The sequence below is a fragment of the Gluconobacter oxydans DSM 3504 genome (genome assembly GCF_000583855.1).
In the GTDB taxonomy this organism is placed as follows: Bacteria; Pseudomonadota; Alphaproteobacteria; order Acetobacterales; family Acetobacteraceae; genus Gluconobacter; species Gluconobacter oxydans.
This window is the reverse complement of the sequence record NZ_CP004373.1, coordinates 210,899-232,371: the sequence shown is the minus strand read 5'-3', so window position 1 is coordinate 232,371 and position 21,473 is coordinate 210,899. Positions and strand designations below refer to the sequence as shown.

Below are 21,473 nucleotides of genomic sequence, written 5' to 3'. Positions count from 1 at the left end.
CGTCTTCCGAAAGGGAAGGCGCCTTTTTTTGTTGATTGGAGCCGGGCCCCCTGTGGTCAAAGCGGCTGGAACGCGTCTAGGATCGTGCCGCCAAAATGATCCGGAAGCCTGTCATGTCCTTTATTGCCGACCGTCTGAACCGTATTCTGCCCAGCCAGACGATTGCCGTGACCCAGAAAGCCCGTGCCCTGAAGGCCGAGGGCCGCGATGTCATCAGCCTTTCCGCAGGCGAGCCGGATTTCGATACGCCTGACTTCATCAAGCGGGCAGCGATCCGGGCCATTGAGGCCGGCAAGACCAAATACACGGACGTGGCAGGCACACTCGAACTGCGCAAGGCCGTGGCGGCGCGTCTGAACGCTGATTTCGATCTTGATTATAAGGCCGAGGAAATCTGCGTCTCCACGGGCGGAAAGCAGGTCATTTACAATGTCATGGTCTCGACCCTGAATGCAGGGGATGAGGTCATCATTCCGGCTCCTGCCTGGGTCTCCTATCCCGACATCGTGACGCTGGCCGATGGTACGCCCGTCATTGTCCAGACCGACCCGGAAAACGGCTTCCGTCTGACGGCCGAACAGCTTCGCGCCGCGATTACGCCCCGGACAAAGTGGCTCTGTCTCAATTCGCCCTGCAATCCGACAGGCGCGGCTTACGATACCGAGGCTCTCAAGGCGCTGACGGATGTGCTGTTGGACTATCCGGATATCTGGATCCTCACAGACGATATGTACGCCAAGCTCCTGTACGACGGGGCTGTTGCTAAGACCGTGGTTCAGGTCGAGCCGCGTCTGCGCTCGCGTACCGTGACCATGAACGGTGTGTCCAAGGCCTATGCCATGACAGGCTGGCGCATCGGATTTTCGGCAGCGCCCGTCGAGCTGACGCGACAGCTCATCAAGCTCCAGGGGCAGAGCACGAGCAATCCGTGCTCCATTGCCCAGGCTGCCGCACAGGAAGCTGTCTCCGGACCGCAGGACTTTATTTCCGAAATGGTCGCGGTTTATCAGGAGCGGCGCAATCTCGTGATCGGGATGCTGAATGAGGCTCCGGGTTTGTCCTGCGCTCTTCCAGAAGGCGCTTTCTATGCGTTTCCGTCCATCGCCGGAACATTGGGCAAGACGAGCAAAGGCGGCCGCCTCATTGATGGTGACGAAGCCTTCGTGACGGCTCTGCTTGAGGAAACCGGTGTTGCTGCCGTGCATGGCACGGCGTTCCTGACGCCGGGTTATTTCCGGATCTCTTATGCGACCAGCACGGAGCTTCTGAAGGAAGCCTGCACCCGGATCCAGAATTTCTGCCGAGGGCTTTCATGAGTTTCACCATCGCATCCCGCCTGGCTGATCTTCCCCGTCCCGCAACCATCGCAATGGCAGCACGCGCGCGTGAACTGAAGGCACAGGGGGCGGATGTCATTTCGCTTGCACTCGGGCAGCCGGATTTTCCGTCGCCGCCCGAAGCGATCGAAGCCGCTTATGCCGCAGCAAAGGCTGGGGATACCGGTTACCCGCCGATCCCCGGTCAGAAGCCGCTGATTGACGCCATTATCCGGAAGTTCCGTCGTGATAACGCTCTGGACGTTACGTCTGACCGGATCATGGTTGCGAATGGTGGCAAGCAGGTCATTTTCAACGCGCTGATGGCATCGCTGGAAGTCGGGGACGAAGTCATTGTGCCCGCGCCGTACTGGGTCAGCTATCCGCTGATTACCCGGATGCTGGGCGGGGTTCCGGTCGAGATCCGCTGTCGGGAAGAAAATGGCTTCCGCCCTGACCCTGAAGCGATCCGTGAGGCCATTACGCCGCGGACGAAATGGCTGGTTCTGAATTTCCCGAACAATCCGACCGGTGCAATTCTTGAGCGTCAGGATCTTGAAGCCATCGCAGATGTCCTGCGCGAGGCGCCGCATGTCCTCGTGATGAGCGACGAGATCTATGAGCATCTGACGTTTGACGGGAAGAAACACCTCTCCCTGCTAAGTGTCGCGCCGGATCTGGCGGACCGTATCCTGATCGTAAACGGGATGGCCAAGGCCTATGCCATGACGGGCTGGCGCGTGGGGTTCGCCTGTGGCCCGGTCCCGCTGATTCAGGCCATGATCGCGGTGCAGGGCAATTCCACGTCCGGCGTGTGCACGCTCGCACAGGCCGGATCAGTCGCAGCACTGGATGGAGACGCTGACGGGATCGCCCGGATGCTGGAAACCTATGAGCGCCGACGCGGTCTGGTCGTGGGGGCCTTGCAGCAGGTCCCGGGTCTGACCTGTGTGATGCCGGATGGTGCGTTCTATGCCTATCCGGGGGTTGCGGCCCTGATTGGTGGCACATCGGGGCAGGGACGGTTGCTCGACACGGATGTGGCTTTTGCGGAGGCACTTCTGGACGAGGCGCATGTCGCGACCGTGCCGGGCTCGGCGTTCGGATACAGCCCGTATCTGCGCCTCTCCTTTGCTGCTTCGGATGAGCAACTGGTCGAAGCCTGCCGTCGTATCGCGCAGTTTGTGGGCGATATCCGGACCGTCTGACAGGCATGGACGCAAGGGCCGGGGAATGGCAGAATTATGCCATGACGAAGACAATCCCTCCCTTTTCCGAACTGTCTTTCCTCCGGCCTGACGAACAGTCTCTCAAGGCCCGTTATGATGCCATCGCGTCCCTGCTTGATGCAGGCGACCGTGTGGAAGCCCTGCACGCGTTTGATGCAGTCCGGCGCGAGTATGAGTCATGGGCGTCGCATGTGCATCTGCAGTTTTCGCGCAATACGCAGGATGAAGCGGCGAAGGCTGATCGTGACTATGCCGACCGGCTGTCTCCGGTCGCGACCGATCATGAGGTGACGGTCAAGAAGCGCCTTCTGGCCGATCCTGACCGCGAGGGACTTGAAGCCATCGTGACGCCGCATGTGGTGCGGCTCTGGGAATCTGACACGACGACCTTCGATCCGCGCATCAGCACGGATCTTGAGGAAGAGGCACGGCTTGCGGGGGAATACACGGCCCTTCTGGCAGCCGCGAAAATCCCTTTCGACGGCAAGACGCTCAACCTGTCGGGACTGGTGCCGTATCTTCAGGGAATGGACCGGGATGTCCGTCATGCTGCCGAGGCGGCGCGTTGGGCCTTCTTTGAGGAAAACGGTGCCGAACTCGATGCTCTTTACGGCAAGCTCGTCGCCCTGCGTGACCGGATGGCAAAGACGCTCGGTTTCGAGAACTATATCGAACTTGGGTATCGCCGGATGCGGCGGACGGATTATGGGCCCGAGCAGGTCGCGGCTTTCCGTGAGAAAGTCCTGGCCTATGTCACGCCACTGATCAGTTCGCTGATCGAACGCCGGCGCCTGAAAATGGGCTGGGACAAGGTGATGGCGTGGGATGAGGCGCTCATCGACCTTCAGGGTAATCCTGGACCTGCGGGCGATCATGATCTTCTTGTCGCGCGTGCGGAAGGTATGTTCCGCGATCTCGATCCGTCAGGCGAGATGGCCGATTTCTACGCCCAGATGCGGGATCTGGATTATCTTGATCTGAAGAACCGTGAGGGCAAGGCCGGGGGCGGGTTCTGCACCTCTTTTCCGACAGTTGGAACGCCTTACATCTTCGCCAATTTCAATGGCACCCATAATGATATCGGCGTTTTCACCCATGAAATGGGCCACGCTTTCCAGAACTGGAAAAGCCGTGACCTGCCGTGGATCGATCAGCTCTGGCCGACCATGGAAGCGGCTGAAATCCATTCCATGGGGCTGGAGTTCCTGACCTGGCCGCAGATTGGCGCTCTGGTCGAGGATGGTGCGGCGGACCGGTACCGTCGGATGCATCTGATCGACGCGCTGTCGTTCTTCCCGTATGGCGTTTGCGTGGATCACTTCCAGCATGAAGTCTACGCCCGTCCGGAAATGACACCGGAAGAGCGTCATCAGACCTGGCAGCGGCTGGAGAAGCTTTATATGCCGTGGCGGGACTGGGGCGATCTGGCCTATCCGGCGAAGGGCGGACGCTGGCAGGCGCAGCTGCATATCTACCGGCTGCCGTTCTATTACATCGACTACGCGCTGGCGCAGTGTTGCGCATTGCAGCTCTGGCTGGGCTCGCGTCTTGATCGCGAAGGGACGCTGGAAACTTACCGAAAGCTTTGCGCTGAAGGTGGCTCGAAGCCCTTCGCGCAGCTTGTCTCTGAGGCCGGGCTGACCTCTCCGTTCGAGGCGGATGTCCTGGCGGAAGTCGTGCATGAGGCCGAGCAGGTGCTTGCTCTCTGAGTGGGAACTTGAGGCTCCGGAAAAAGCCGGAGCCTCAGGGGCTTAGCCGCGTTTGTTCCAGCTGGAAATGAGGTCCAGAACAGCCTGTGGTGACATGCTGCGGGCATTGCCCAGAGCTGTGGAGCCGTCGCCGTTCAGGGCGTGGCCGTCCGGTGTCACGATGATGACGGTGGGGACGGCCTTGATGGTCACGCCATAGCGTGCGGCCAGATCAAGATTGGTATTGATGCGCCCCACATTGACCGGGACGACGACGAACTGGCTGTCCAGCCATTGCGCCGCGTCGGGCAGGGCAAAAATGCCGCTGAGCATCTTGCAGTCCGGGCACCAGTTGCCACCGAAATCGAGCAGAACCTTGCGATGGGTCTTCTCCGCCAGAGCGAAGGCCTGCGCCACTTGATCATGGGCGACTGTCGTGTCCGGATAGGGCGTGGCGACGGGTGGCGCGGACGTTTCAGCCAGTTGCGGAGCAGGTGTCGGGGTCACTTCCGTGGACGCGGCATGAGCGGGAAGGGTTGCGGTAAGCGCCAGACCGAGGCCGGCAGCGGCAAGAAGGGAGCGGCGCATGAAAAAGGCTTTCATTGATGTTGTCCTCTGCATGCCATAACGCAGAACGACGGGAACAGATGATTAAAGCCCAGTTTTGACGAAAGGTCATGCGTTTGAAAAAAACACCATCACGCCCGGACGTGACGTCGCCGCGCGAGATCAGCGTTGCGGAAACCCTGATCCGGACCGTAATTCTCGTGGGTTTGACGCTCGCCTTCGCATCGGTGTTCCGCTTCTGGCAGCCGGCGATCAAGCTTGCGCAGCATGTGGCGGGAACACCCGCCTGGCAGGAGCTCTACAGCCTGTTTCATATTGAATCCGGTCTTGGACGCGAACAGCTGATCCTGACGGGGATCATGATTGCCTGCTTCCTTCTGGCGCTTGGCGTGCAGGCAATTGGTCTGCTGATTTTTCAGCGAATCAGAAAAACCCGCGTCTGACGGGACTCAGTCCCGGAACGGGCGCCGCAGGGCGGATGCCGCGGCCAGGCACCAGGCAATCATGAGCATCGTCCCGCCATAAGGGGCGATCCGTCCTACGGACATGGGGCCCAGTCTGAGATTGAACAGGGCGAGCAGTGTGACCGGCACGCAGAACAGCACCATGCCCACCGCCATGCACAGACAGGACAGACGGATCAGTTTCGGCGAGAGACGGGAGGCGTTCAGGGACAGTACGCAAAGGCCCAGCGCATGCCACATCTGGATCTCGACTGCGGAATGCAGCATGGCCCGTCCACCCGGAACGGCAAAAAGCCTGTCCGGAAGATGGGCGGACAATGCGCCGAGCATGACGCCGGAAGCCGCCAAAAGGGTGGCGAAAATGAAACTTCCCCGGATCGGATCGGGCAGACTGGCGCGGACAGGATTTGCGGACATGCCGTGAATGTATCATGTGTTGTCTGAACAGCGAATGAGAGACTGTCATGAGTGGAGTGTCAGTCTGTCGCGGCCTGTCCTTTTGAGGTCAGGTGCGTTTGAAAAAGGAAGCTTCGATGACTGTTTCGTATCTCCGTCTGTGCCTGTCCGCCGGCCTTCTTGCCGGTCTGGCCGCCTGTAATGCTCCGGATGCGCCGCCGGCTCCTGCTCTTTCGAGCGTGGCATCCACCTACAAGCTGACCACGGCGGACGCGGCCTTCATCCAGCAGATCGATGAGATGGACCAGACGCAGATCGCCATTGCGACACTCGCCGCCACGCACAGCAACAGCGACGTGATCAAGGCATTCGCGTCAACCGTTCAGGCGGATCACACGACCAATCAGAAGGCCGTCGCCAAGATTGCCTCGGATGGCAACCTGACCGTGGCTGCCAAGATCGATGCGGCCGATCAGGAGCATGTCGATTCGTTCTCGCATCTCTATGGGGCAGCGTTTGATCGCATGTTCCTGCGTGATGTCGTGAGCACCCGCACGGCAGACCTGACCAAGGCGATTACGACGGCCAAGGCTTCGGGCGGTACGGCGGATGTGAAGACCCTTGCTTCGGATACGGACAAGATGCTGACGGATCACACGTCCCGTGCGCATGACCTGATGGGCGATCGCACGATCAGCCATCACGCCAAGCATAAAAGAAGCCGCTAAGCAGCAGGATCAGGGCATGAGCATCCGCATCGACAGGATCGTGACCCGTGGCGGAGACGGGGGACAGACGTCACTTGGAGACGGGACACGCGTTTCCAAGTCGTCTGACCGTATCGAAGCGATGGGGACTGTTGATGAACTCAATGCCCAGCTGGGTGTCCTGTGCTGTTACATGGCACAGGACACCCGGAGTGCCGGTCTTGAAGACGAAGTCCGGCAGATCCAGTCCTGTCTGTTCGATCTCGGCGCGGATCTCTGTCTGCCCGATCCGGACCGCGCTCCCAGCCTGACTGCGGAAGCCAGTCTCTGGCTTGAAGACCGGCTGGAGGAGATGCGCCAGTCCCAGCAGGAGCTCAGAAGCTTTGTCCTGCCCGGCGGGAGCCTCGTCGCAGCGCACGCGCATCTGGCCAGAACCGTCGCGCGACGGGCCGAACGCCGGGTGGCCGTGCTCGAACAGGTGCCTGCAGAAACACTTCGTTTCCTGAACAGACTGTCCGATTACTTCTTTGTTCTTGCCCGTCACGCCAATAATCATGGTGAAACGGATATTCTCTGGTCTCCGGGACGCTGGCACCAGAAGAAAATATAAGCCTTCGCTTATTGTCCTGATGACAGAATGCCGGTGAAGTGCTAGGAAACTCGCGTCAGAACGCTGGAGTTCCTCCAGACGAGTCGACTTTTCATATCCTTGTCAGGGCAAGTCGTTGCTGGGTGGGCCGAGGTCCGGTCAGCTTTTCTGTCTTTTTGGCAGGCCTGTCCGGCAGGGACGAAATCTACAAATATCATATTGGTTGAAGAATACAGAATGCAGGACGAGCATCAGGTTAACGAAGAAGACAAGCTGCGACAGGCTCTGGCCCGTCTGGGGGCAGGAGCCTCCTCCCGCTCTTCCAAGCCCCGGCCTCTTACACCCACTCCCGAACGTCGCCGGCGTTTCGTCCGTGACGGGCAGGTTGTGGTCGAACATCAGGGAGGCCGCGGAATTGCCGCGCGCAATCCCAGTCAGGAAGACCAGGAAGAAATCGAGCGCCTGCGCCAGTCGGTCAAGCGCGAGCAGCGCCGCTGGGAAGAAGCCGAGCGGAGCCTGATGGAAGTCCGCTCACAGCTCAAGGCGTTCGAGACGCGCGAAGCCCATGCGAAAATCCAGATCACCGAACTGAACCGCGAACTGCGTGAAAACCAGGATGCGATCCAGACGCTGAAGGCGTGTCTGCATCAGGCCCGCGAACAGGCTGCCGAGGCTGCACGTCGTGCGCCCCGTCCTGTCGGCCGCCCCCGCAAGGAAGCTGCTCCCGCAGCAGCGGAAATGGCAGAGACGGAAGTGGTCGAGCAGGAGCCGGTACAGTGGTGGGTGAAGGCCTGATCCCGGGCTTCACCCAGCCGGGCTCAGTCTGACTGTCGGACCTGCCGCCCGAACCAGAGCAGGACGCCACAGAAAACTGCCCAACCCAGCCCTGCATTCAGCAGGGTCGGAACAGGAAGCGCCAGTGTATCGGCGCTTCCCGTCGCTCCCGCCATGGCGGCGAGCGCCACGCCGATCAGGCTCTCTCCCACAATGAAGCCTGACGCGATCATCGTTCCCTGTTCCTTGGGGAAGCGACGCAGCAGCCATCCCAGCCCCGCACCAATTCCGATCGTGACCGAGACATCTGCCGGAAGATAGATGCCCATCCCGACCGCCAGCGGCGGAAGGGCCAGATTGCGCCGGTGCAGCACGACATCCAGAACGACCAGAAGCACGCCAAGGGCCGCTCCGATTTCCAGCATGAGCCAGTCAAGCTGGTGGGTCAGGATACCGGTGGCGATGGCGGCCATCAGCGCAGGCTGCGGCGCGGCAAGCGCGCGCGACGGGTCCATACCCTCTCGTGGCATGGCTCCGGCAAATCCGTAGGCCTGATACAGGACCTGAAGCACCCAGGGGATGACGATCGCCCCAACCACACAGCCGATCAGCAGGGCAACTTCCTGCCGCCAGGGCGCCGCTCCAACAAGCTGACCGGTCTTGAGGTCCTGCAGGTTGTCATTGGAAACAGCTGCAGAGGCCGTAATGGCAGACAGCACGAAAAGTCCGAAAGCAATGGCTATGGGGCGCTGTTCGACACTCAGCAGTCCAGTGCTTTCCAGCCCCCACAGGGCGACCGAAATGGCAATGATGGCAATGATCCCTACGCCAGAAATCGGCGAGGACGAAGACCCGATGATCCCGGCCATGTAGCCGCAGGCGCTGGCGACCAGAAAGCCCAGCCCGAAGCAGGCGATCAGTCCCAGCAGGATCAGGGTGGCCAGCGCACCCCCATGCGGTATGACAGGCCACAGGAAATAGGCGAACAGTCCTGCCAGCAGCACTGCGAGGCCTGCACACAGGGCAATCAGCGTCCGGGACGTCAGATCGCGGTCACTGTCATCTCCCGTTGCCAGATGAGTGACGGAGAGCGCTTCTTTCAGCCCTTGGGCCACGGGCTTCGCGAGGGCCAGCAGGGTCCAGATCGCGGCAACGGCAATGGTGCCAGCGCCGATGAACCGCACCTTGTGCAGCCAGAGGCCCGTTGCGTCTGCCAGTGGGGTGGCTGAAGGGGCGAGATGGCCCAGAACCGGCACCATGATGCCCCATGCCAGAAACACACCGAGCAGCATGGCAATCCCGCCACCGATCCCGACCAGATAGCCCGTTCCCAGAAGGGCCAGCGAAAAGCTGCCATTCAGACGGAAAGCGGACGATCCCACGACGGTTGCGGCAGAGAACCCGTCTGACAGAAGACGTAGTCCCGAGGTTGCGAAGGCAACGGCACCTGAAACGATGGTGCCGAGGGTGAGGGATCTCAGGCTCCGGGCATCACCTTCGGGAGAGGAGGCGCGCAGGATTTCCGCGCAGGCCGTGCCTTCGGGGTAGGGCAGATCGGAGTTGCTCACGAGCGCGCGTCGCAGCGGAATGGTAAAGACAACGCCCGTCATACCGCCCGCCATCGTCAGCAGAAGCGTGATGACATAGGGAAATTCATGCCAGTATCCGACCATGATCAGGGCCGGGAGTGCGGCGAACACACAGGACAGGGTTCCGGCCGCGGAAGCCTGGGTCTGGACCATGTTGTTTTCCAGCATGGTCCCGCCGCCCATAAGGCGCAGAACGGCCATCGAGATGATCGTGGCGGGAATGGACGAGCCGAAAGTCAGGCCGATCTTGAGGCCCAGATAGACGTTCGCTGCCGTAAAGACGACCGTGATGAGGGCTCCGAGAATAATCCCGCGGAGGGTCAGTTCGCGACTGTCCATGTGTTTCTGTTCCGAAATGATAGCCGGCACGGAACATTCCGCCGTGTCCGTATGCCGGGCCATTCGCGGCAGTCCGTTATCATGAAATAACGGGCTGCCGCCTGTGTCTGAAGGGCTGACCCGGCGCTCTGGTTACTGTGTGTGGCTGTGGAAGGAGACCGGTGCGAGATGCTCGCGGTTATACCCGAGTTCGCCATGCGTCAGCTGGTAGCCGATCTCAAGCGTATAGGGATTTTCCTGCGTCATGTTGTCCGTGGCAGGAAGATCGATCAGGCGCAGGTTCGTCCGCACCGATTGCGTGCTGACATTGGCCGGGAAGCGGAAGCTGTCGGTGAAGACCTTCTTGTCCACGATTTTGCCGTCACGCATGATGACGATGAAATACGGCACGTCGATCGTGCTGCTGGTCGCAGCCGGACCACGGGTCAGGTTCATCGCAAGGCTCAGTCGGGTGCGGACCGTCTGGTGGCCATGCGGACCATCCGGACCACGTTCGCAGTCCCCGGAGAGGGAAGCGATCTGGGCATGGCTGACGAGACTGCCGATATCCGCGCTCTTGCCGTCATAGACGAACTGGTCCGCTGCCGAACCCGGGATATCGAGCGTCGGGCAGGCAGGTGCGAAGAAACTCGGGTTGGATTCGTCGCAGCCGGCCAGACTCGAAAGCGCCACAAGGGCAAAAGCCGGAGCAAACAGGGGCGAGGCGAGGCGCCGGATGGCTGGCATCAGCTGAAGAAACTCCCAACAAAGCGGCCCGGACGTTGCGACGAGAGGCAATCCGGTCGATACTGGTCCTACATATCGAACTCCGCCCGCTTGGGGAACACCATGTCAGAACAGACGACTTTCGCTCCTTCCCGCACCGATGGTGTGGAAGCCCATAAAACCCTTCGCGTCCTGCTCGCCGGTCCGCGTGGATTCTGTGCCGGTGTGGACCGCGCCATCCGTGTCGTGGAAGAGGCGCTGCGCCGTTATGGCGCTCCGGTCTATGTCCGCCACGAAATCGTCCATAACCGGACCGTTGTTGAAGGACTGGAAGCCAAGGGCGCCATTTTCGTCGAGGAACTGGATGAAGTTCCCGAAGACGGACATGTCGTTTTCTCCGCTCATGGCGTTCCCAAGGCTGTCCCGGCAGAGGCCCAGCGCCGCAACCTGCTCTATCTGGACGCGACCTGCCCGCTGGTCTCGAAGGTGCATCGTGAGGCAGAGCGTCATTTCGCAGGCGGTGGCCCGGACCAGCGTCACATCCTGATGATCGGTCATGCCGGCCATCCGGAAGTCGTGGGCACGATGGGCCAGCTTCCGCCGGGCGCTGTCACGCTGATCAACGATGCGGAAGAAGCCCGCACGATCCAGCCGGAAGACCCGACGAAGCTCGCCTTCATCACGCAGACGACGCTTTCGGTCGATGACACGGCCGAGATCGTGGACATCCTGCGTTCGCGTTTCCCGCTCATCGAAGGGCCGAAGCGCGAAGACATCTGCTACGCCACGACCAACCGTCAGGAAGCCGTGAAGGCCATCGCGCCCGAGAGCGATCTTGTGATCGTGATCGGCTCGCCGAACTCGTCCAACTCGCAGCGTCTGCGGGAAGTGGCCGAACGTTCCGGCGCGCGTCGTGCGCTACTGGTGCCGAAGCTCGAAAACCTTGACTGGAGCGTCCTTGAAGGCGTGGAGACGCTGGGCATCAGTGCCGGTGCGTCCGCTCCCGAGAGCCTCGTGCAGGAAATGGTGACGGCTCTGGCCGAGAAATACACGCTCAAGATCGAAGAGCGGATCGTCAAGGAAGAGAACATCAACTTCCGTCTGCCCGGTCCGCTGGCTGGCGAGGACGACTGATTTCTCATGGCCGTCTATACGGAACTGGCGGCCGAGACGCTCGAGGCGTTTCTTGGCACTTACGATATCGGGACGCTGGTCTCGTTTCATGGCATCGCCGAGGGTGTCGAAAACAGCAACTTCCTCCTCCGGACGACGGAGGGGGATTTCATTCTCACGCTGTTCGAACGGCGTGTGAATGCCCGTGAACTTCCATGGTTTCTGGGGCTCATGCAGTATCTGGCGGGCAGGGGGCTGAACTGCCCGCTTCCCGTATCGGACCGGAGCGGGACTGCCCTGCGCAGCCTTGCAGACCGCCCGGCCGCCATTACGACATTTCTTCCCGGCGTTTCCGCAACGCAGCTTGACGCGAACCTGTGTCTCGAACTCGGCAAGGTGCTGGCCCGGCTGCACATCGCTGGCGAAGGGTATGATGCCGTCCGGCCGAATGCCCTGTCTCCGGCAGCCTGGGGGCCGCTGCTCGACAGTTGCGGTGACAGCGGAGACGCGCTTTCACCCGGTTTGACTGCTGAAGTCCGCAAGGTGCTTCAGAACGTCGAGGCTGCATGGCCGGCAACAGCCGATCTGCCGCGCGGGCAGATCCATGCGGACCTGTTTCCGGACAACGTTTTTTTCCAGAACGGGCAGGTCTCGGGGCTGATCGATTTCTATTTCGCCTGCACGGATTTTCTGGCCTACGATCTGGCGATCTGCCTGAATGCTTGGTGTTTCCGGGACGAAAAGACATTCGAGCCGTCTTTCGCCGCCGCCATCATGCAGGGGTACGAGAGCGTTCGTCCCTTGAGTGACGCAGAAAAAGCCGCGCTACCGATCCTGTGTCAGGGCGCTGCGATCCGCTTTCTGCTGACACGGCTTTACGACTGGATCAACACCCCCGCTGATGCCTTGGTGACCCGCAAGGATCCGCTGGCCTATCTGCGGCGCCTGCGTCATTTCCAAGGCGCGTCTCATGTCTGAGGCGCCCGGAGAACGTCCCCGGGTTGAAATCTGGACGGATGGGGGATGCAAACCCAATCCGGGCCCCGGTGGATGGGGGGCGCTTCTGGTCTGCCGCGGTCAGGAAAAGGAACTTCTGGGCGGCGACCCGGAAACCACCAACAACCGCATGGAACTGACAGCTGCGGCCGAGGCGCTCGAAGCGCTCAAACGTCCCTGCATCGTGACGCTGCATACGGACAGCGAGTATTTGCGCAACGGCATCACCCGCTGGCATACGGGCTGGGTGCGCCGGAAGTGGCGCAATGCGGCAGGCGATCCCGTGGCCAATATGGATCTGTGGCAGCGGATCCTGGAAGCCGCGAAACCGCATGAGATCGACTGGCTCTGGGTCAAGGGTCATTCGGGCGACGAGAACAACGAACGCGTGGATCAACTCGCCACCCGGGGGCGTGAAGAACTCTGAAAAATGACGGTTTTTCTCAGGTCTTTGAAGAGAAACGAAAAAATCGACAAAAAAAGTTCATTTAGGGGCTTTACCGACCCCGACCATTTGGCTACATACCACCTCGCCGGTCCCGAATAGCTCAGTTGGTAGAGCAAGCGACTGTTAATCGCTGGGTCGTAGGTTCGAGTCCTACTTCGGGAGCCAGCCTTTCCTTCGGAAAGCTGCTCCGGCCGCAAACAAAGCTCCCTCTCGGGAGCTTTTTGCATTTCTGGGCTTACTGCTCCTCCGGAAAGATGTCTTCCAGGCGGTCGAGCGCCCACAGGCGCGGGAAGAAGCGGGCCCAGACAGCCGCCACCAGAATAGTCCCAATGCCACCGACGATGACGGCGGCTTCCGGTCCGATCGCGGTTCCGAGCATGCCGCTCTCGAATTCGCCGAGCTGATTGCTGGAGCCGATGAACAGCGTGTTCACCGCCGAAACCCGTCCGCGCATCGAATCCGGTGTGGCCAGCTGGATCAGCGAGGAGCGGATCACCACGCTGATGACGTCGGAGGCTCCAAGAACCATCAGGGCCACGATCGAGAGCCACACCGTATGGGATGCACCAAAGACGATCGTCGCAATGCCGAACATGATGACAGCCATGAACATGATGAGGCCGGTGCGCCCCTTCAGCGGATAGCGTGACAGGCCCCAGGACATCAGAAGCGCCCCAACGGCTGGAGCCGCACGCAGCAGCCCCAGACCGATGGGTCCGACATGCAGGATACCGTCTGCATAGACTGGCAGCATGGCTGTCGCGCCCCCCAGCAGTACGGCAAAGAGGTCGAGGGTGATGGCTCCCAGAAGGTCCCGGCGGCGATTGAGGAAGGACAGACCCGCAAAGACCGAAGCGAACGTGATCGGTTCCTTGGCCGGAACGGTATGAAGCAGTCTGAGCGAGAATGTTCCGGCAAAAGCCACTGTGAATCCGGCCGTGGAGAGCCCGTAGCAGACGACCGGTCCAATGCCGTAGAGCAGACCCCCCAGACTTGGCCCGACAATGGAGGAAGTCATGAACAGCGACGAAAGCATGGCCTGTGCCCGGGGCAGAAGGGCGGGCGGGGCGATTGCGGGCAGGAAAGCCTGCTGGCACGGCATCTCGAAGCTTCTCAGAACACCGTAGAACGCCGCGAACGTATAAATGGCGCCTGTTGTCAGCAGATGAAACGCGGCCCCGAAGGCCAGTGTCGCAGTGGCCAGGATTTCGCAGACCTGACAGATCAGGACGATGCTGCGCCGGTTGAAGCGGTCCGCGACATGACCGGCGACAAAGGTCAGCGGTACCATGGGCAGGAACTGCGCCAGACCCAGATAGCCCAGAGACGCTACATCATGCGTCAGCGCGTAGACCTGCCATCCGATGGCGATCGTCATGGTGGTCGCTGAGAGCTGTGAGAAAATTCTTCCGACAATCAGGGACGGAAGGCCGGGGAGAGAGCGCAGGGCCGGATCGATCATTGCGGCACTTTAGGCATTTCCGTCGCTCAAGTTTATTGCAAAATTACGAGACGGAAGGCAGAGGAAGACCATGACAGCCAATCAGACCCCCCAAACCGTTCATTATGCGACCGTCACCTGGGACCAGCTCCATCGTGACGCGCGCCTTCTGGCCGCAACCCTCATGCAGAAGCATGGTCCTTTCCGTGGAATCGTCGCCATTACCCGTGGTGGCCTGATCCCCGCCGCCATTCTCGGGCGCGAAATGGGCTGCCGCCTGATCGAGAGCGTCTCGGTCATCAGCTATGCCGGCGAGGAAGGCACGCAGCACGAGCCGAAGGTCGTCAAGCCGCCTGTTGCCGCCGGCGATGGTGAAGGCTTCCTGATCGTGGACGATCTCGTGGATTCGGGTGTAACCGCCCGTATCGTGCGTGAACTGCTGCCCAAGGCCGTGTTCGCCTGCCTCTACGCCAAGCCCGAAGGCAAGCCTTTCACCGATCATTACGTGACGGAAGTCGCTCAGGACACCTGGGTCCTGTTCCCGTGGGATACGGCGCCGCTTTTCGTGCCTCCGCTCGTGAGAAGTGAAGGCGAATAAAAAACCCCCTTGCCTCGACCGGTCAGACATCCTAGGTTCCGGCCGGTTCGGGGCGTGGCGCAGCCTGGTAGCGCGCTTGTTTTGGGTACAAGAGGCCCCCGGTTCGAGTCCGGGCGCCCCGACCAGTTAATGGCTTCATTGATGCGCCCTTAGCTCAGCTGGATAGAGCAACAGCCTTCTAAGCTGTGGGTCACTGGTTCGAATCCAGTAGGGCGCGCCAGCCATTCCCCAGGCTCAACTGGCGCCTGATTTCCTTTAATTTCAGTCTGATGGATTATTATCCTGATAGGCTTTGAGAAGAACTTTCTGCATGGCTGCGTCCGGTGCGCCCAGAAAGTTCTGCCTGAGCGATCTCTCGTCCTTGAGGCTCAGAAGGCCCCAGGCTGCTGAATGATCCTTCGCGAATACGACTTCCAGTTGCTCCGCGGCACAGTCATGTGGGCGACACATATGGCCCAGAATGTAGGGCTTGCCCGCCAGGCTGAAAATGCTGACGGGTACGGACGTCGCCTGGGCTGTCGTCACCCATGTCGGAAGGGTCAACATGGTCTGATAAGCCTGCCTGAACCCGTTTTCGGTCGCCAGCTCAGCCGTTGTCGGTGGTGTCGCAGCCGAGACTGTCCGGAGTGTCGCAAGTGCGAGAATGACAGGAAGCAGTCTGGTTATCCGCATTATTCCGACCTTCAGAAAGTGTTCAGGCTTTTGAGCAGAACACCCTGTTTTTCAAGTTTTTTCAGAGCATCGCCGGGGTCTGGTGCGATACCCCGGCAGGCTTGTGGAACCACTTCTGTGCGATAGCCGCACTGCACGGCATCCAGCACAGTGGCCGTCACGCAGTAATCAAGGGCGAGGCCGCAGATCACGACGTGCTCTATGTCCAGCCCCTTCAATAACCCATCCAGCCCGGTCGAGGTTGCACGGTCATTATCGAGAAAGCCTGAATAGCTGTCCCGTTCCTGGAGCACGCCCTTGCGGATGATATGCGTCACCGGCTCCGGCAGGAGCGTTTGCGGGAAATCCGCGCCATGAGTTCCGGCAACACAGTGAACGGGCCAGCGGCCGCCCTGCGTGCTGAAGGAACAGTGCCGGGGAGGATGCCAGTCCTGTGTCGCAATGACTGCCCTGAACGAATGTCTGGCAAGCGCATTGACGGCTTCAAGAATACCGTCTCCGTCCGGAACGGCCAGAGCCCCGCCGGGCAGGAAGTCATTCTGGATATCGACAAGGATGAGAGCGGAGCGGCTGAGATCGGTCATGGGATGATCTAAGCAGTCTCCGCTAAGGACTGGAAGTCAGTTCAGTCGTGTGACCAGCAACTGGTTGATTCTGAAGCCTTCCACGTCAACGACTTCGAAGCGGAAGCCCGAAGACTGCACACTGTCCGCCTTGCGGGCCATGCGGCGCAGACGGTTCATGACGAAGCCGCCAACCGTGTCGAAGTTCTGGGCATCGTCGAACATGGGAATGTCCAGTTCGCGGATGACGTCGCCGATGGGGGCGGCGCCGTCGATCAGCCAGGATTTATCATCGCGGCGGACGATGGCCTGCTCTTCGAACGGGCTGACCAGACCGTCCATCAGCGCGCCCATGATGTCCTTGTAGGTGATGAGACCCACAACCAGACCATATTCATTGACGATCAGCGCGAAGCCGGCGGAGTGGGCTTCGAATTGGGCCAGGGTTTCCCACAGGTTCAGCGTGTCGGGCAGGGACAGAACGTCACGCCGCATCTTGAAAATCTGGCTGGCCACGGGGGCCAGACCGGTGCTTTTGGGCTGCGGTTCGTCCACGACAGCGACCAGCACGTCTTCGGCACGGATGGAGCCGATGACCTTGTCCAGGCCGCCGTCGCAGAGCGGATAGCGCGAATAGGGACGGACCCGGACCTTGTCGCGCTGGCTTTCCGGGCTTTCCTGAACGTCGAGGAACACGATTTCATCGCGCGGGGTCATGGCGGACGTCACGGCGCGGTCCTGAAGGCCCAGAACGTTCTGGATCATCTGGTGTTCTTCTTCCAGAAGCACACCGGACGCTGTTCCTGCCGCAAGAATGGCCCGCAGATCTTCGGGCGTTACGGGCTCTACGGTGGCCGCAGCCGGGATCTTGAGGAGCTTGAGAAGCCAGTCGGAAATCTTTGAGAAGACCAGAACGGCCGGATAGAGAACCTTGAGGGCGACGGCGGGGAACCAGCCGACCTTGAGCGCGATCCGGTCCGGCGCGTTCATCGCGATGCGCTTGGGGAGCAGATCGGCAAACAGGACGAACAGGCCGGTGATCAGGATGAACGAGCAGGCGGAGCCGAGCTTGTTGGCAAGTGACGGACCCGTGCCCAAGGCCCGGAAGCCTTCCGCAATGGGGTCACTCAGCATGGATTCGCTGATGATACCGCCCAGAACACCGACGGCATTGAGGCAGATCTGAAGGACCGTGATGACCTGACCGCTGTTGCGGCGCAGCTTCAGGAACGCAACGGCCCGTGGGTCGCCCGCTTCCGCCCGTGAGCGCAGCCGCACGTCGCGCGCTGCGGCAAAGGAGATTTCGGACAGCGAGATCAGCACGGAGACGCCAATCAGCGCGACCGTGGCGACAAGGCCCAGCAGGAGAAGAACGATCTGGTGCTGGGAGGAAGGGGAGACTGACATGCGGAAGGCGTTATACCCTGAAAAAGTGGGATGTTACCAACTTTCTCACGGTTCCGGTTTTGCAGTTCTGTTACAGCCCCGCCAGCACGCGCCACCCGCTTTCATCAACAGTCTCGATCCCGAGTTCAGCGGCTTTTTTGGCCTTGGAACCAGCCTTTTCGCCCAGCACGACCAGAGAGGTCTTTTTCGACACGCTATCCGTCACCTGTGCGCCCAGACGCTCGGCAATAGCCTTGGCTTCCGGGCGGCTCATGGTGGTCAGGGTGCCGGTGAAGACAATGACCTTGCCGGAAAGATGCCCTTCCGAGGGGGCCTCTTCGGCAATGATGTCTTTCAGCTCCGACGCCAGATCATCGAGTGTCTCGATATTGTGGCTCTCGGAGAAAAAGGCGGAGAGTTCATCGGCGATCGCATCGCCCACGCCCATGATGGCGCCCAGGGAGGCGCGTTCTTCGGAGTCCGGTCGGGCGGCCAGCATGGCGATGCGCCAGTTTTCGAAGGTCTGGTAATGCCGCGCCAGAAGCTGGGCGTTGCGCTCTCCGATCCGCCGGATGCCAAGCCCGAAAATCAGACGGGACAGAGGAATGGTGCGGCGGTCCTCGATGGCGCGGAAGAGGTTGTCTACTGACAGCCGTCCCCAGCCGTCACGCTGGAGCAGGGCCTCTTCGTGCTGGCGCAGGCGGAAAATGTCGCCGGGCCTGCGGATGTAGCCCGCGTCGTAGAACTCACGGATGCTGCGTTCGCCCAGCCCGTCGATGTCGAACGCATTGCGTGACACCATGTGGATCAGGCGTTCCACGATCTGCGCTTCGCAGGTCAGGCCACCTGTGCAGCGGCGGACGGCCTCGCCATGCACGCGCTCGGCGAGCGATCCGCAGATAGGGCAGTGGTCGGGATAGACGAAAGGCTCCGAGCGGGGCTCTTCGCTTGGGACGGGACCGAGGATCTGCGGGATCACGTCTCCGGCGCGCTGCAGGCGGACCAGATCCCCGACGCGCACGTCCTTGCGGGCGATTTCATCTTCGTTGTGCAGGGTCGCGCGCGAGACGATGACGCCGCCGACATTCACGGGCTCAAGATGCGCGACGGGTGTCAGCGCACCCGTGCGGCCAACCTGAATCTCGATTTCCCGCAGGCGCGTGATGGCCTGTTCTGCCGGAAACTTCCACGCAATGGCCCAGCGGGGGGCACGGCCGGCAAAGCCGAGACGATCCTGAAGGCTCAGATCGTCCAGTTTGAAGACGATGCCGTCGATGTCATAGTCCAGCTCCGAGCGTTCGCGTGCCAGCTTCTCCACATAGGCCGGGATGTCGCGGGCATGGGCAATCATCTGGGAGAGCGGATTGACCGTGAACCCCCAGTTTCGCAGTTTTTCCAGATAGTCCCAGTGTGTCGTTGCAACCGGCGAGGACGTGTACCCCTGCGCATAGGCGAAGAGGGACAGCGGACGGCTGCGGGTGATTTCAGCATCAAGCTGGCGCAGGGACCCCGCTGCGGCGTTGCGGGGATTGGCGAAAGGCTTTGCTCCGCGTGCGACCTGCTGCTCGTTGAGGGTCAGGAAGCTGCTTTTGGAGAGGAAGACTTCGCCACGGATTTCAATCCGTTCGGGTGCTTCGCCGCGCAGTTCGCGTGGAATATCCTTCAGGGTCAGCAGGTTGGCCGTGACGTCTTCGCCTTCGATGCCGTCTCCGCGCGTGGTCCCGCGCACGAAACGCCCGTGCTCGTAGGTCAGGCTGATGGAGAGTCCGTCGATCTTGGGCTCGGCCACGAACTGGAGCGCCTGAAGTCCGTCCTCGTCCAGGCCGAGAAAGCGGCCCACACGCGAGACAAAGCCATCGAATCCTTCCGGATCGAAGACATTGTCGAGCGACAGCATGGGGACGAGATGGCGATATTTGCCGAAAGCGGAATCGGGTGTGGCGCCGACGCGCTGGCTGGCTCCCTCTTGGGAGCGGAGATCCGGATATGCTTCTTCCAGCGCCAGAAGCTCACGACGTGCAGCATCATAGACGGCATCGGAAACTTCCGGCTCGTCGCGTCCGTGATACGCCTCGTCCCACCGCGCGAGGTCCGCTTCGAGTGCAGCGTGACGCTCGGCGGCAGAAACAGGGGCGGTTGTCATGAAATCTGATGTCCCAGAAGGCTGTCGGCAGCCCCTCGGGCTGCGTCTGTAATGATGTCGCCCGCAAGCATCCGGGCGATTTCCTCGCGCCGGGCGTCATGGGGCAGGGGTTCGGCCAGGGTCTCGGTGCGGTCATTGCGGACGCGTTTGGCGATGCGCAGATGATGGTCGCCGCGCGCCGCGACCTGCGGACTGTGGGTGACGACCAGAACCTGTACGTCCTGCGCAACCTTGTGCAGCCGGTCCCCGATCGAGGATGCCGTGGCACCACCAACGCCGGAATCGACTTCATCGAACACCAGCGTCCCGACATCGGAGCGTTCCGCCAGCACCACTTTCAGCGCAAGCATGAGACGCGACAGCTCACCGCCGGAGGCCACCTTGGCGAGAGGGCCGGGAGACTGTCCGGGGTTGGCGGCGATCAGGAAGGAGGCCTGTTCCATGCCCTGACTGTTCCAGTGGTCGGGCTCAAGCGGCAGGAGCGAGACGATGAAGCGGGCGCGCTCCAGCTTGACGGGGCGCAGCTCGGCACTGACGGCCTTTTCCAGCTTCTCGGCGGCTTTTTTCCGGGCCGCAGAAAGCGTGCGGGCCGCATCTTCATAAGCGAGGCGCGCTTCGGTCAGGGCCGTTTCCAGACGCGCCAGTTCAGCATTGCCGGAATCGAGGGCCGCGAGCCGTCTTTTCAGCTCGGCAAGAAAACCGGGAAGTTCTGCAACGGAGACGTTGTGTTTGCGGGCCTCGGCACGAAGCGCGAAAAGCCGCTCTTCCGTTTCTTCCAGAAGGCGGGGGTCACCTTCCGTATCGGCAGCCAGACGGCTCAGCAGCATTTCAGCTTCGGCCAGGGCTTCTTCAGCTTTTCCGAGGGCGTCGAGCGCGTCCTGCGCCTGTGTCTGGTGGCTGTCGGAAAGCGTTTCCGTCTCCGTAGGGGCGGGCAGAAGTCGGGCAAGGGCGCGGCTGGCCGAGCGCAGGGCAGCAGCAGGGGCGGAAGAGCGGCGGTCTCGCGGGGTCAGTTCCGAGAGTGCGGCGGCAACGGCTTCGCCGCGCCGCTCATCGCGCTGGAGACTGACGCGTGTTGCCGCGAGAGTATCCTCTTCGCCTTCCTGAGGGGCCAGACGCTCCAGATCATCGACTGTCTGACGCAGCCATTCTTCCTCGCGGGCTGCGGCTTCCATGTCGTTCCGCGCCGCTTTCAGGGCGCTGCGGGCTGCGGCCCACTGCCGGAAGGTTTGAGCCGTTTTTTCCCGCAGGGAGGGGGCGATCCCGAAGGCATCCAGCAGATCGAGATGGGTACTCTGGTCGGCCAGGCCCATCTGTTCGTGCTGGCCCTGGATTTCCACGAGATGGGCACCGATACGCCGGAGCAGGCCGACGCCGACCGGCTGGTCGCAGATATAGGCGCGGGAACGGGCATCGGGGGTGACGATGCGTCGCAGGACGACAGGATCTGACGGGTCTTCGCGAACGATGCCGTGTTCGTCGAGCAGGGCGAAAACGGGGTGGTCGGCGGCGATTTCGAAAATGGCCGACACGCTGGCCTGGGTGGCTCCCGAGCGGACGAGACCACCGCTGGCACGCTCCCCGAGGGCCAGTCCCAGACTGTCGAGCAGGATGGACTTGCCGGCTCCGGTCTCGCCGGTCAGGACCGTCAGACCGGGGGCGAGACCAAGATCGAGCTTTTCGATCAGAACGACGTCGCGGATCGAGAGATGTGTCAGCATGACAGCAATGTTGGGAGCATGTCGTCCCGTTT

At 61.3% G+C, this 21,473-nt stretch carries 21 protein-coding genes and 3 tRNA genes; 14 read left to right on the top strand and 10 right to left on the bottom strand.

Features of this window, described 5'->3' with window-relative positions:
• The first annotated feature begins 113 nt into the window (after positions 1 to 113).
• The 3 genes from GLS_RS01080 to GLS_RS01070 are packed head-to-tail and all read left to right on the top strand — an operon-like array spanning position 114 to position 4,254.
• On the top strand, positions 114 to 1,316 hold the full coding sequence (locus GLS_RS01080; RefSeq protein ID WP_041112534.1) for a pyridoxal phosphate-dependent aminotransferase: 1,203 nt from the start codon (positions 114 to 116) through the stop codon (positions 1,314 to 1,316).
• Entirely contained in the window at positions 1,313 to 2,524 is a 1,212-nt protein-coding gene (locus tag GLS_RS01075; RefSeq protein ID WP_041110650.1) for a pyridoxal phosphate-dependent aminotransferase, read from the top strand. The genes GLS_RS01080 and GLS_RS01075 overlap by 4 nt, the downstream gene beginning before the upstream one ends.
• A gap of 41 nt (positions 2,525 to 2,565) precedes the next feature.
• A complete protein-coding gene (locus GLS_RS01070; RefSeq protein WP_041112533.1) occupies positions 2,566 to 4,254 on the top strand; it encodes a M3 family oligoendopeptidase in 1,689 nt (562 codons plus the stop codon).
• A gap of 42 nt (positions 4,255 to 4,296) precedes the next feature.
• On the opposite strand, the gene GLS_RS01065 is transcribed toward GLS_RS01070, so the two are convergent.
• Entirely contained in the window at positions 4,297 to 4,836 is a 540-nt protein-coding gene (locus tag GLS_RS01065; protein ID WP_041110648.1) for a TlpA family protein disulfide reductase, read from the bottom strand.
• A 74-nt stretch (positions 4,837 to 4,910) separates the two neighbouring features.
• Between GLS_RS01065 and GLS_RS01060 the strand changes: the two genes are divergently transcribed.
• Positions 4,911 to 5,243, top strand: a complete 333-nt coding sequence (locus GLS_RS01060; RefSeq protein ID WP_041110646.1) for a hypothetical protein — start codon at positions 4,911 to 4,913, stop codon at positions 5,241 to 5,243.
• A gap of 6 nt (positions 5,244 to 5,249) precedes the next feature.
• On the opposite strand, the gene GLS_RS01055 is transcribed toward GLS_RS01060, so the two are convergent.
• On the bottom strand, positions 5,250 to 5,681 hold the full coding sequence (locus GLS_RS01055) for a DUF423 domain-containing protein (protein ID WP_041110644.1): 432 nt from the start codon (positions 5,679 to 5,681) through the stop codon (positions 5,250 to 5,252).
• Between the two features lie 116 nt (positions 5,682 to 5,797).
• Between GLS_RS01055 and GLS_RS01050 the strand changes: the two genes are divergently transcribed.
• The 3 genes from GLS_RS01050 to GLS_RS01040 all read left to right on the top strand — a co-directional run bounded on the left by GLS_RS01050 (position 5,798) and on the right by GLS_RS01040 (position 7,751).
• The gene (locus GLS_RS01050; RefSeq protein WP_052327408.1) at positions 5,798 to 6,388 is read left to right on the top strand and encodes a DUF4142 domain-containing protein; all 591 of its coding nucleotides are present in this window, start codon (positions 5,798 to 5,800) and stop codon (positions 6,386 to 6,388) included.
• 16 nt (positions 6,389 to 6,404) lie between these two features.
• Positions 6,405 to 6,977: a cob(I)yrinic acid a,c-diamide adenosyltransferase gene (locus tag GLS_RS01045; protein ID WP_041110642.1), complete on the top strand. Its 573-nt coding sequence runs from the start codon at positions 6,405 to 6,407 to the stop codon at positions 6,975 to 6,977.
• A 216-nt stretch (positions 6,978 to 7,193) separates the two neighbouring features.
• The gene (locus GLS_RS01040) at positions 7,194 to 7,751 is read left to right on the top strand and encodes a hypothetical protein (protein ID WP_041110640.1); all 558 of its coding nucleotides are present in this window, start codon (positions 7,194 to 7,196) and stop codon (positions 7,749 to 7,751) included.
• 23 nt (positions 7,752 to 7,774) lie between these two features.
• Here the strand turns inward: GLS_RS01040 and GLS_RS01035 are convergent, their stop codons facing one another.
• Entirely contained in the window at positions 7,775 to 9,658 is a 1,884-nt protein-coding gene (locus GLS_RS01035; protein WP_041112531.1) for an OPT family oligopeptide transporter, read from the bottom strand.
• 132 nt (positions 9,659 to 9,790) lie between these two features.
• Positions 9,791 to 10,384 carry a hypothetical protein gene (locus GLS_RS01030; protein ID WP_011251773.1) on the bottom strand — a complete coding sequence of 198 codons (594 nt, stop codon included), beginning with the start codon at positions 10,382 to 10,384 and terminating at the stop codon, positions 9,791 to 9,793.
• A gap of 102 nt (positions 10,385 to 10,486) precedes the next feature.
• Here GLS_RS01030 and ispH point away from each other — a divergent pair, with 102 nt between their 5' ends.
• The 4 genes from ispH to GLS_RS01010 all read left to right on the top strand — a co-directional run bounded on the left by ispH (position 10,487) and on the right by GLS_RS01010 (position 13,085).
• On the top strand, positions 10,487 to 11,497 hold the full coding sequence (ispH, locus tag GLS_RS01025; protein WP_041110638.1) for a 4-hydroxy-3-methylbut-2-enyl diphosphate reductase: 1,011 nt from the start codon (positions 10,487 to 10,489) through the stop codon (positions 11,495 to 11,497).
• Between the two features lie 6 nt (positions 11,498 to 11,503).
• A complete protein-coding gene (locus GLS_RS01020) occupies positions 11,504 to 12,454 on the top strand; it encodes a homoserine kinase (protein WP_041110636.1) in 951 nt (316 codons plus the stop codon).
• Positions 12,447 to 12,899 carry a ribonuclease HI gene (gene rnhA / locus GLS_RS01015; protein WP_041110635.1) on the top strand — a complete coding sequence of 151 codons (453 nt, stop codon included), beginning with the start codon at positions 12,447 to 12,449 and terminating at the stop codon, positions 12,897 to 12,899. The genes GLS_RS01020 and rnhA overlap by 8 nt, the downstream gene beginning before the upstream one ends.
• A 110-nt stretch (positions 12,900 to 13,009) precedes the next feature.
• A tRNA-Asn gene (locus GLS_RS01010) sits at positions 13,010 to 13,085 on the top strand.
• A gap of 70 nt (positions 13,086 to 13,155) precedes the next feature.
• Here the strand turns inward: GLS_RS01010 and GLS_RS01005 are convergent.
• Positions 13,156 to 14,382: an MFS transporter gene (locus GLS_RS01005; RefSeq protein WP_041110634.1), complete on the bottom strand. Its 1,227-nt coding sequence runs from the start codon at positions 14,380 to 14,382 to the stop codon at positions 13,156 to 13,158.
• A 70-nt stretch (positions 14,383 to 14,452) separates the two neighbouring features.
• Between GLS_RS01005 and gpt the strand changes: the two genes are divergently transcribed.
• The 3 genes from gpt to GLS_RS00990 all read left to right on the top strand — a co-directional run bounded on the left by gpt (position 14,453) and on the right by GLS_RS00990 (position 15,179).
• Positions 14,453 to 14,959 carry a xanthine phosphoribosyltransferase gene (gene gpt / locus GLS_RS01000; RefSeq protein WP_011251768.1) on the top strand — a complete coding sequence of 169 codons (507 nt, stop codon included), beginning with the start codon at positions 14,453 to 14,455 and terminating at the stop codon, positions 14,957 to 14,959.
• A 48-nt stretch (positions 14,960 to 15,007) separates the two neighbouring features.
• A tRNA-Pro gene (locus GLS_RS00995) sits at positions 15,008 to 15,084 on the top strand.
• Between the two features lie 18 nt (positions 15,085 to 15,102).
• A tRNA-Arg gene (locus tag GLS_RS00990) sits at positions 15,103 to 15,179 on the top strand.
• Between the two features lie 41 nt (positions 15,180 to 15,220).
• On the opposite strand, the gene GLS_RS00985 is transcribed toward GLS_RS00990, so the two are convergent.
• The 5 genes from GLS_RS00985 to recN all read right to left on the bottom strand — a co-directional run bounded on the left by GLS_RS00985 (position 15,221) and on the right by recN (position 21,441).
• The gene (locus tag GLS_RS00985) at positions 15,221 to 15,631 is read right to left on the bottom strand and encodes an Ivy family c-type lysozyme inhibitor (protein WP_041110632.1); all 411 of its coding nucleotides are present in this window, start codon (positions 15,629 to 15,631) and stop codon (positions 15,221 to 15,223) included.
• A gap of 11 nt (positions 15,632 to 15,642) precedes the next feature.
• A complete protein-coding gene (locus GLS_RS00980; RefSeq protein WP_041110630.1) occupies positions 15,643 to 16,215 on the bottom strand; it encodes a nicotinamidase in 573 nt (190 codons plus the stop codon).
• Positions 16,216 to 16,251: 36 nt separating this feature from the next.
• Entirely contained in the window at positions 16,252 to 17,601 is a 1,350-nt protein-coding gene (locus GLS_RS00975; protein ID WP_041110627.1) for a hemolysin family protein, read from the bottom strand.
• 70 nt (positions 17,602 to 17,671) lie between these two features.
• Positions 17,672 to 19,723: an NAD-dependent DNA ligase LigA gene (ligA, locus tag GLS_RS00970; protein WP_041110625.1), complete on the bottom strand. Its 2,052-nt coding sequence runs from the start codon at positions 19,721 to 19,723 to the stop codon at positions 17,672 to 17,674.
• Positions 19,720 to 21,441 (bottom strand): DNA repair protein RecN, encoded by a 1,722-nt coding sequence (gene recN, locus GLS_RS00965; protein ID WP_041110623.1) that lies wholly within the window; start codon positions 21,439 to 21,441, stop codon positions 19,720 to 19,722. Before recN ends, ligA begins: the two co-directional genes overlap by 4 nt.
• Between the last annotated feature and the right edge of the window lie 32 nt (positions 21,442 to 21,473).

Bases quoted from the DNA above. Each gene is read 5' to 3' on its own strand.
- GLS_RS01080 (WP_041112534.1), top strand. From the start codon at position 114: ATGTCCTTTATTGCCGACCGTCTGAACCGTATTCTGCCCAGCCAGACG.
- GLS_RS01075 (WP_041110650.1), top strand. From the start codon at position 1,313: ATGAGTTTCACCATCGCATCCCGCCTGGCTGATCTTCCCCGTCCCGCA.
- GLS_RS01070 (WP_041112533.1), top strand. From the start codon at position 2,566: ATGACGAAGACAATCCCTCCCTTTTCCGAACTGTCTTTCCTCCGGCCT.
- GLS_RS01065 (WP_041110648.1), bottom strand. From the start codon at position 4,836: ATGAAAGCCTTTTTCATGCGCCGCTCCCTTCTTGCCGCTGCCGGCCTC.
- GLS_RS01060 (WP_041110646.1), top strand. From the start codon at position 4,911: ATGCGTTTGAAAAAAACACCATCACGCCCGGACGTGACGTCGCCGCGC.
- GLS_RS01055 (WP_041110644.1), bottom strand. From the start codon at position 5,681: ATGTCCGCAAATCCTGTCCGCGCCAGTCTGCCCGATCCGATCCGGGGA.
- GLS_RS01050 (WP_052327408.1), top strand. From the start codon at position 5,798: ATGACTGTTTCGTATCTCCGTCTGTGCCTGTCCGCCGGCCTTCTTGCC.
- GLS_RS01045 (WP_041110642.1), top strand. From the start codon at position 6,405: ATGAGCATCCGCATCGACAGGATCGTGACCCGTGGCGGAGACGGGGGA.
- GLS_RS01040 (WP_041110640.1), top strand. From the start codon at position 7,194: ATGCAGGACGAGCATCAGGTTAACGAAGAAGACAAGCTGCGACAGGCT.
- GLS_RS01035 (WP_041112531.1), bottom strand. From the start codon at position 9,658: ATGGACAGTCGCGAACTGACCCTCCGCGGGATTATTCTCGGAGCCCTC.
- GLS_RS01030 (WP_011251773.1), bottom strand. From the start codon at position 10,384: ATGCCAGCCATCCGGCGCCTCGCCTCGCCCCTGTTTGCTCCGGCTTTT.
- ispH (WP_041110638.1), top strand. From the start codon at position 10,487: ATGTCAGAACAGACGACTTTCGCTCCTTCCCGCACCGATGGTGTGGAA.
- GLS_RS01020 (WP_041110636.1), top strand. From the start codon at position 11,504: ATGGCCGTCTATACGGAACTGGCGGCCGAGACGCTCGAGGCGTTTCTT.
- rnhA (WP_041110635.1), top strand. From the start codon at position 12,447: ATGTCTGAGGCGCCCGGAGAACGTCCCCGGGTTGAAATCTGGACGGAT.
- GLS_RS01005 (WP_041110634.1), bottom strand. From the start codon at position 14,382: ATGATCGATCCGGCCCTGCGCTCTCTCCCCGGCCTTCCGTCCCTGATT.
- gpt (WP_011251768.1), top strand. From the start codon at position 14,453: ATGACAGCCAATCAGACCCCCCAAACCGTTCATTATGCGACCGTCACC.
- GLS_RS00985 (WP_041110632.1), bottom strand. From the start codon at position 15,631: ATGCGGATAACCAGACTGCTTCCTGTCATTCTCGCACTTGCGACACTC.
- GLS_RS00980 (WP_041110630.1), bottom strand. From the start codon at position 16,215: ATGACCGATCTCAGCCGCTCCGCTCTCATCCTTGTCGATATCCAGAAT.
- GLS_RS00975 (WP_041110627.1), bottom strand. From the start codon at position 17,601: ATGTCAGTCTCCCCTTCCTCCCAGCACCAGATCGTTCTTCTCCTGCTG.
- ligA (WP_041110625.1), bottom strand. From the start codon at position 19,723: ATGACAACCGCCCCTGTTTCTGCCGCCGAGCGTCACGCTGCACTCGAA.
- recN (WP_041110623.1), bottom strand. From the start codon at position 21,441: ATGCTGACACATCTCTCGATCCGCGACGTCGTTCTGATCGAAAAGCTC.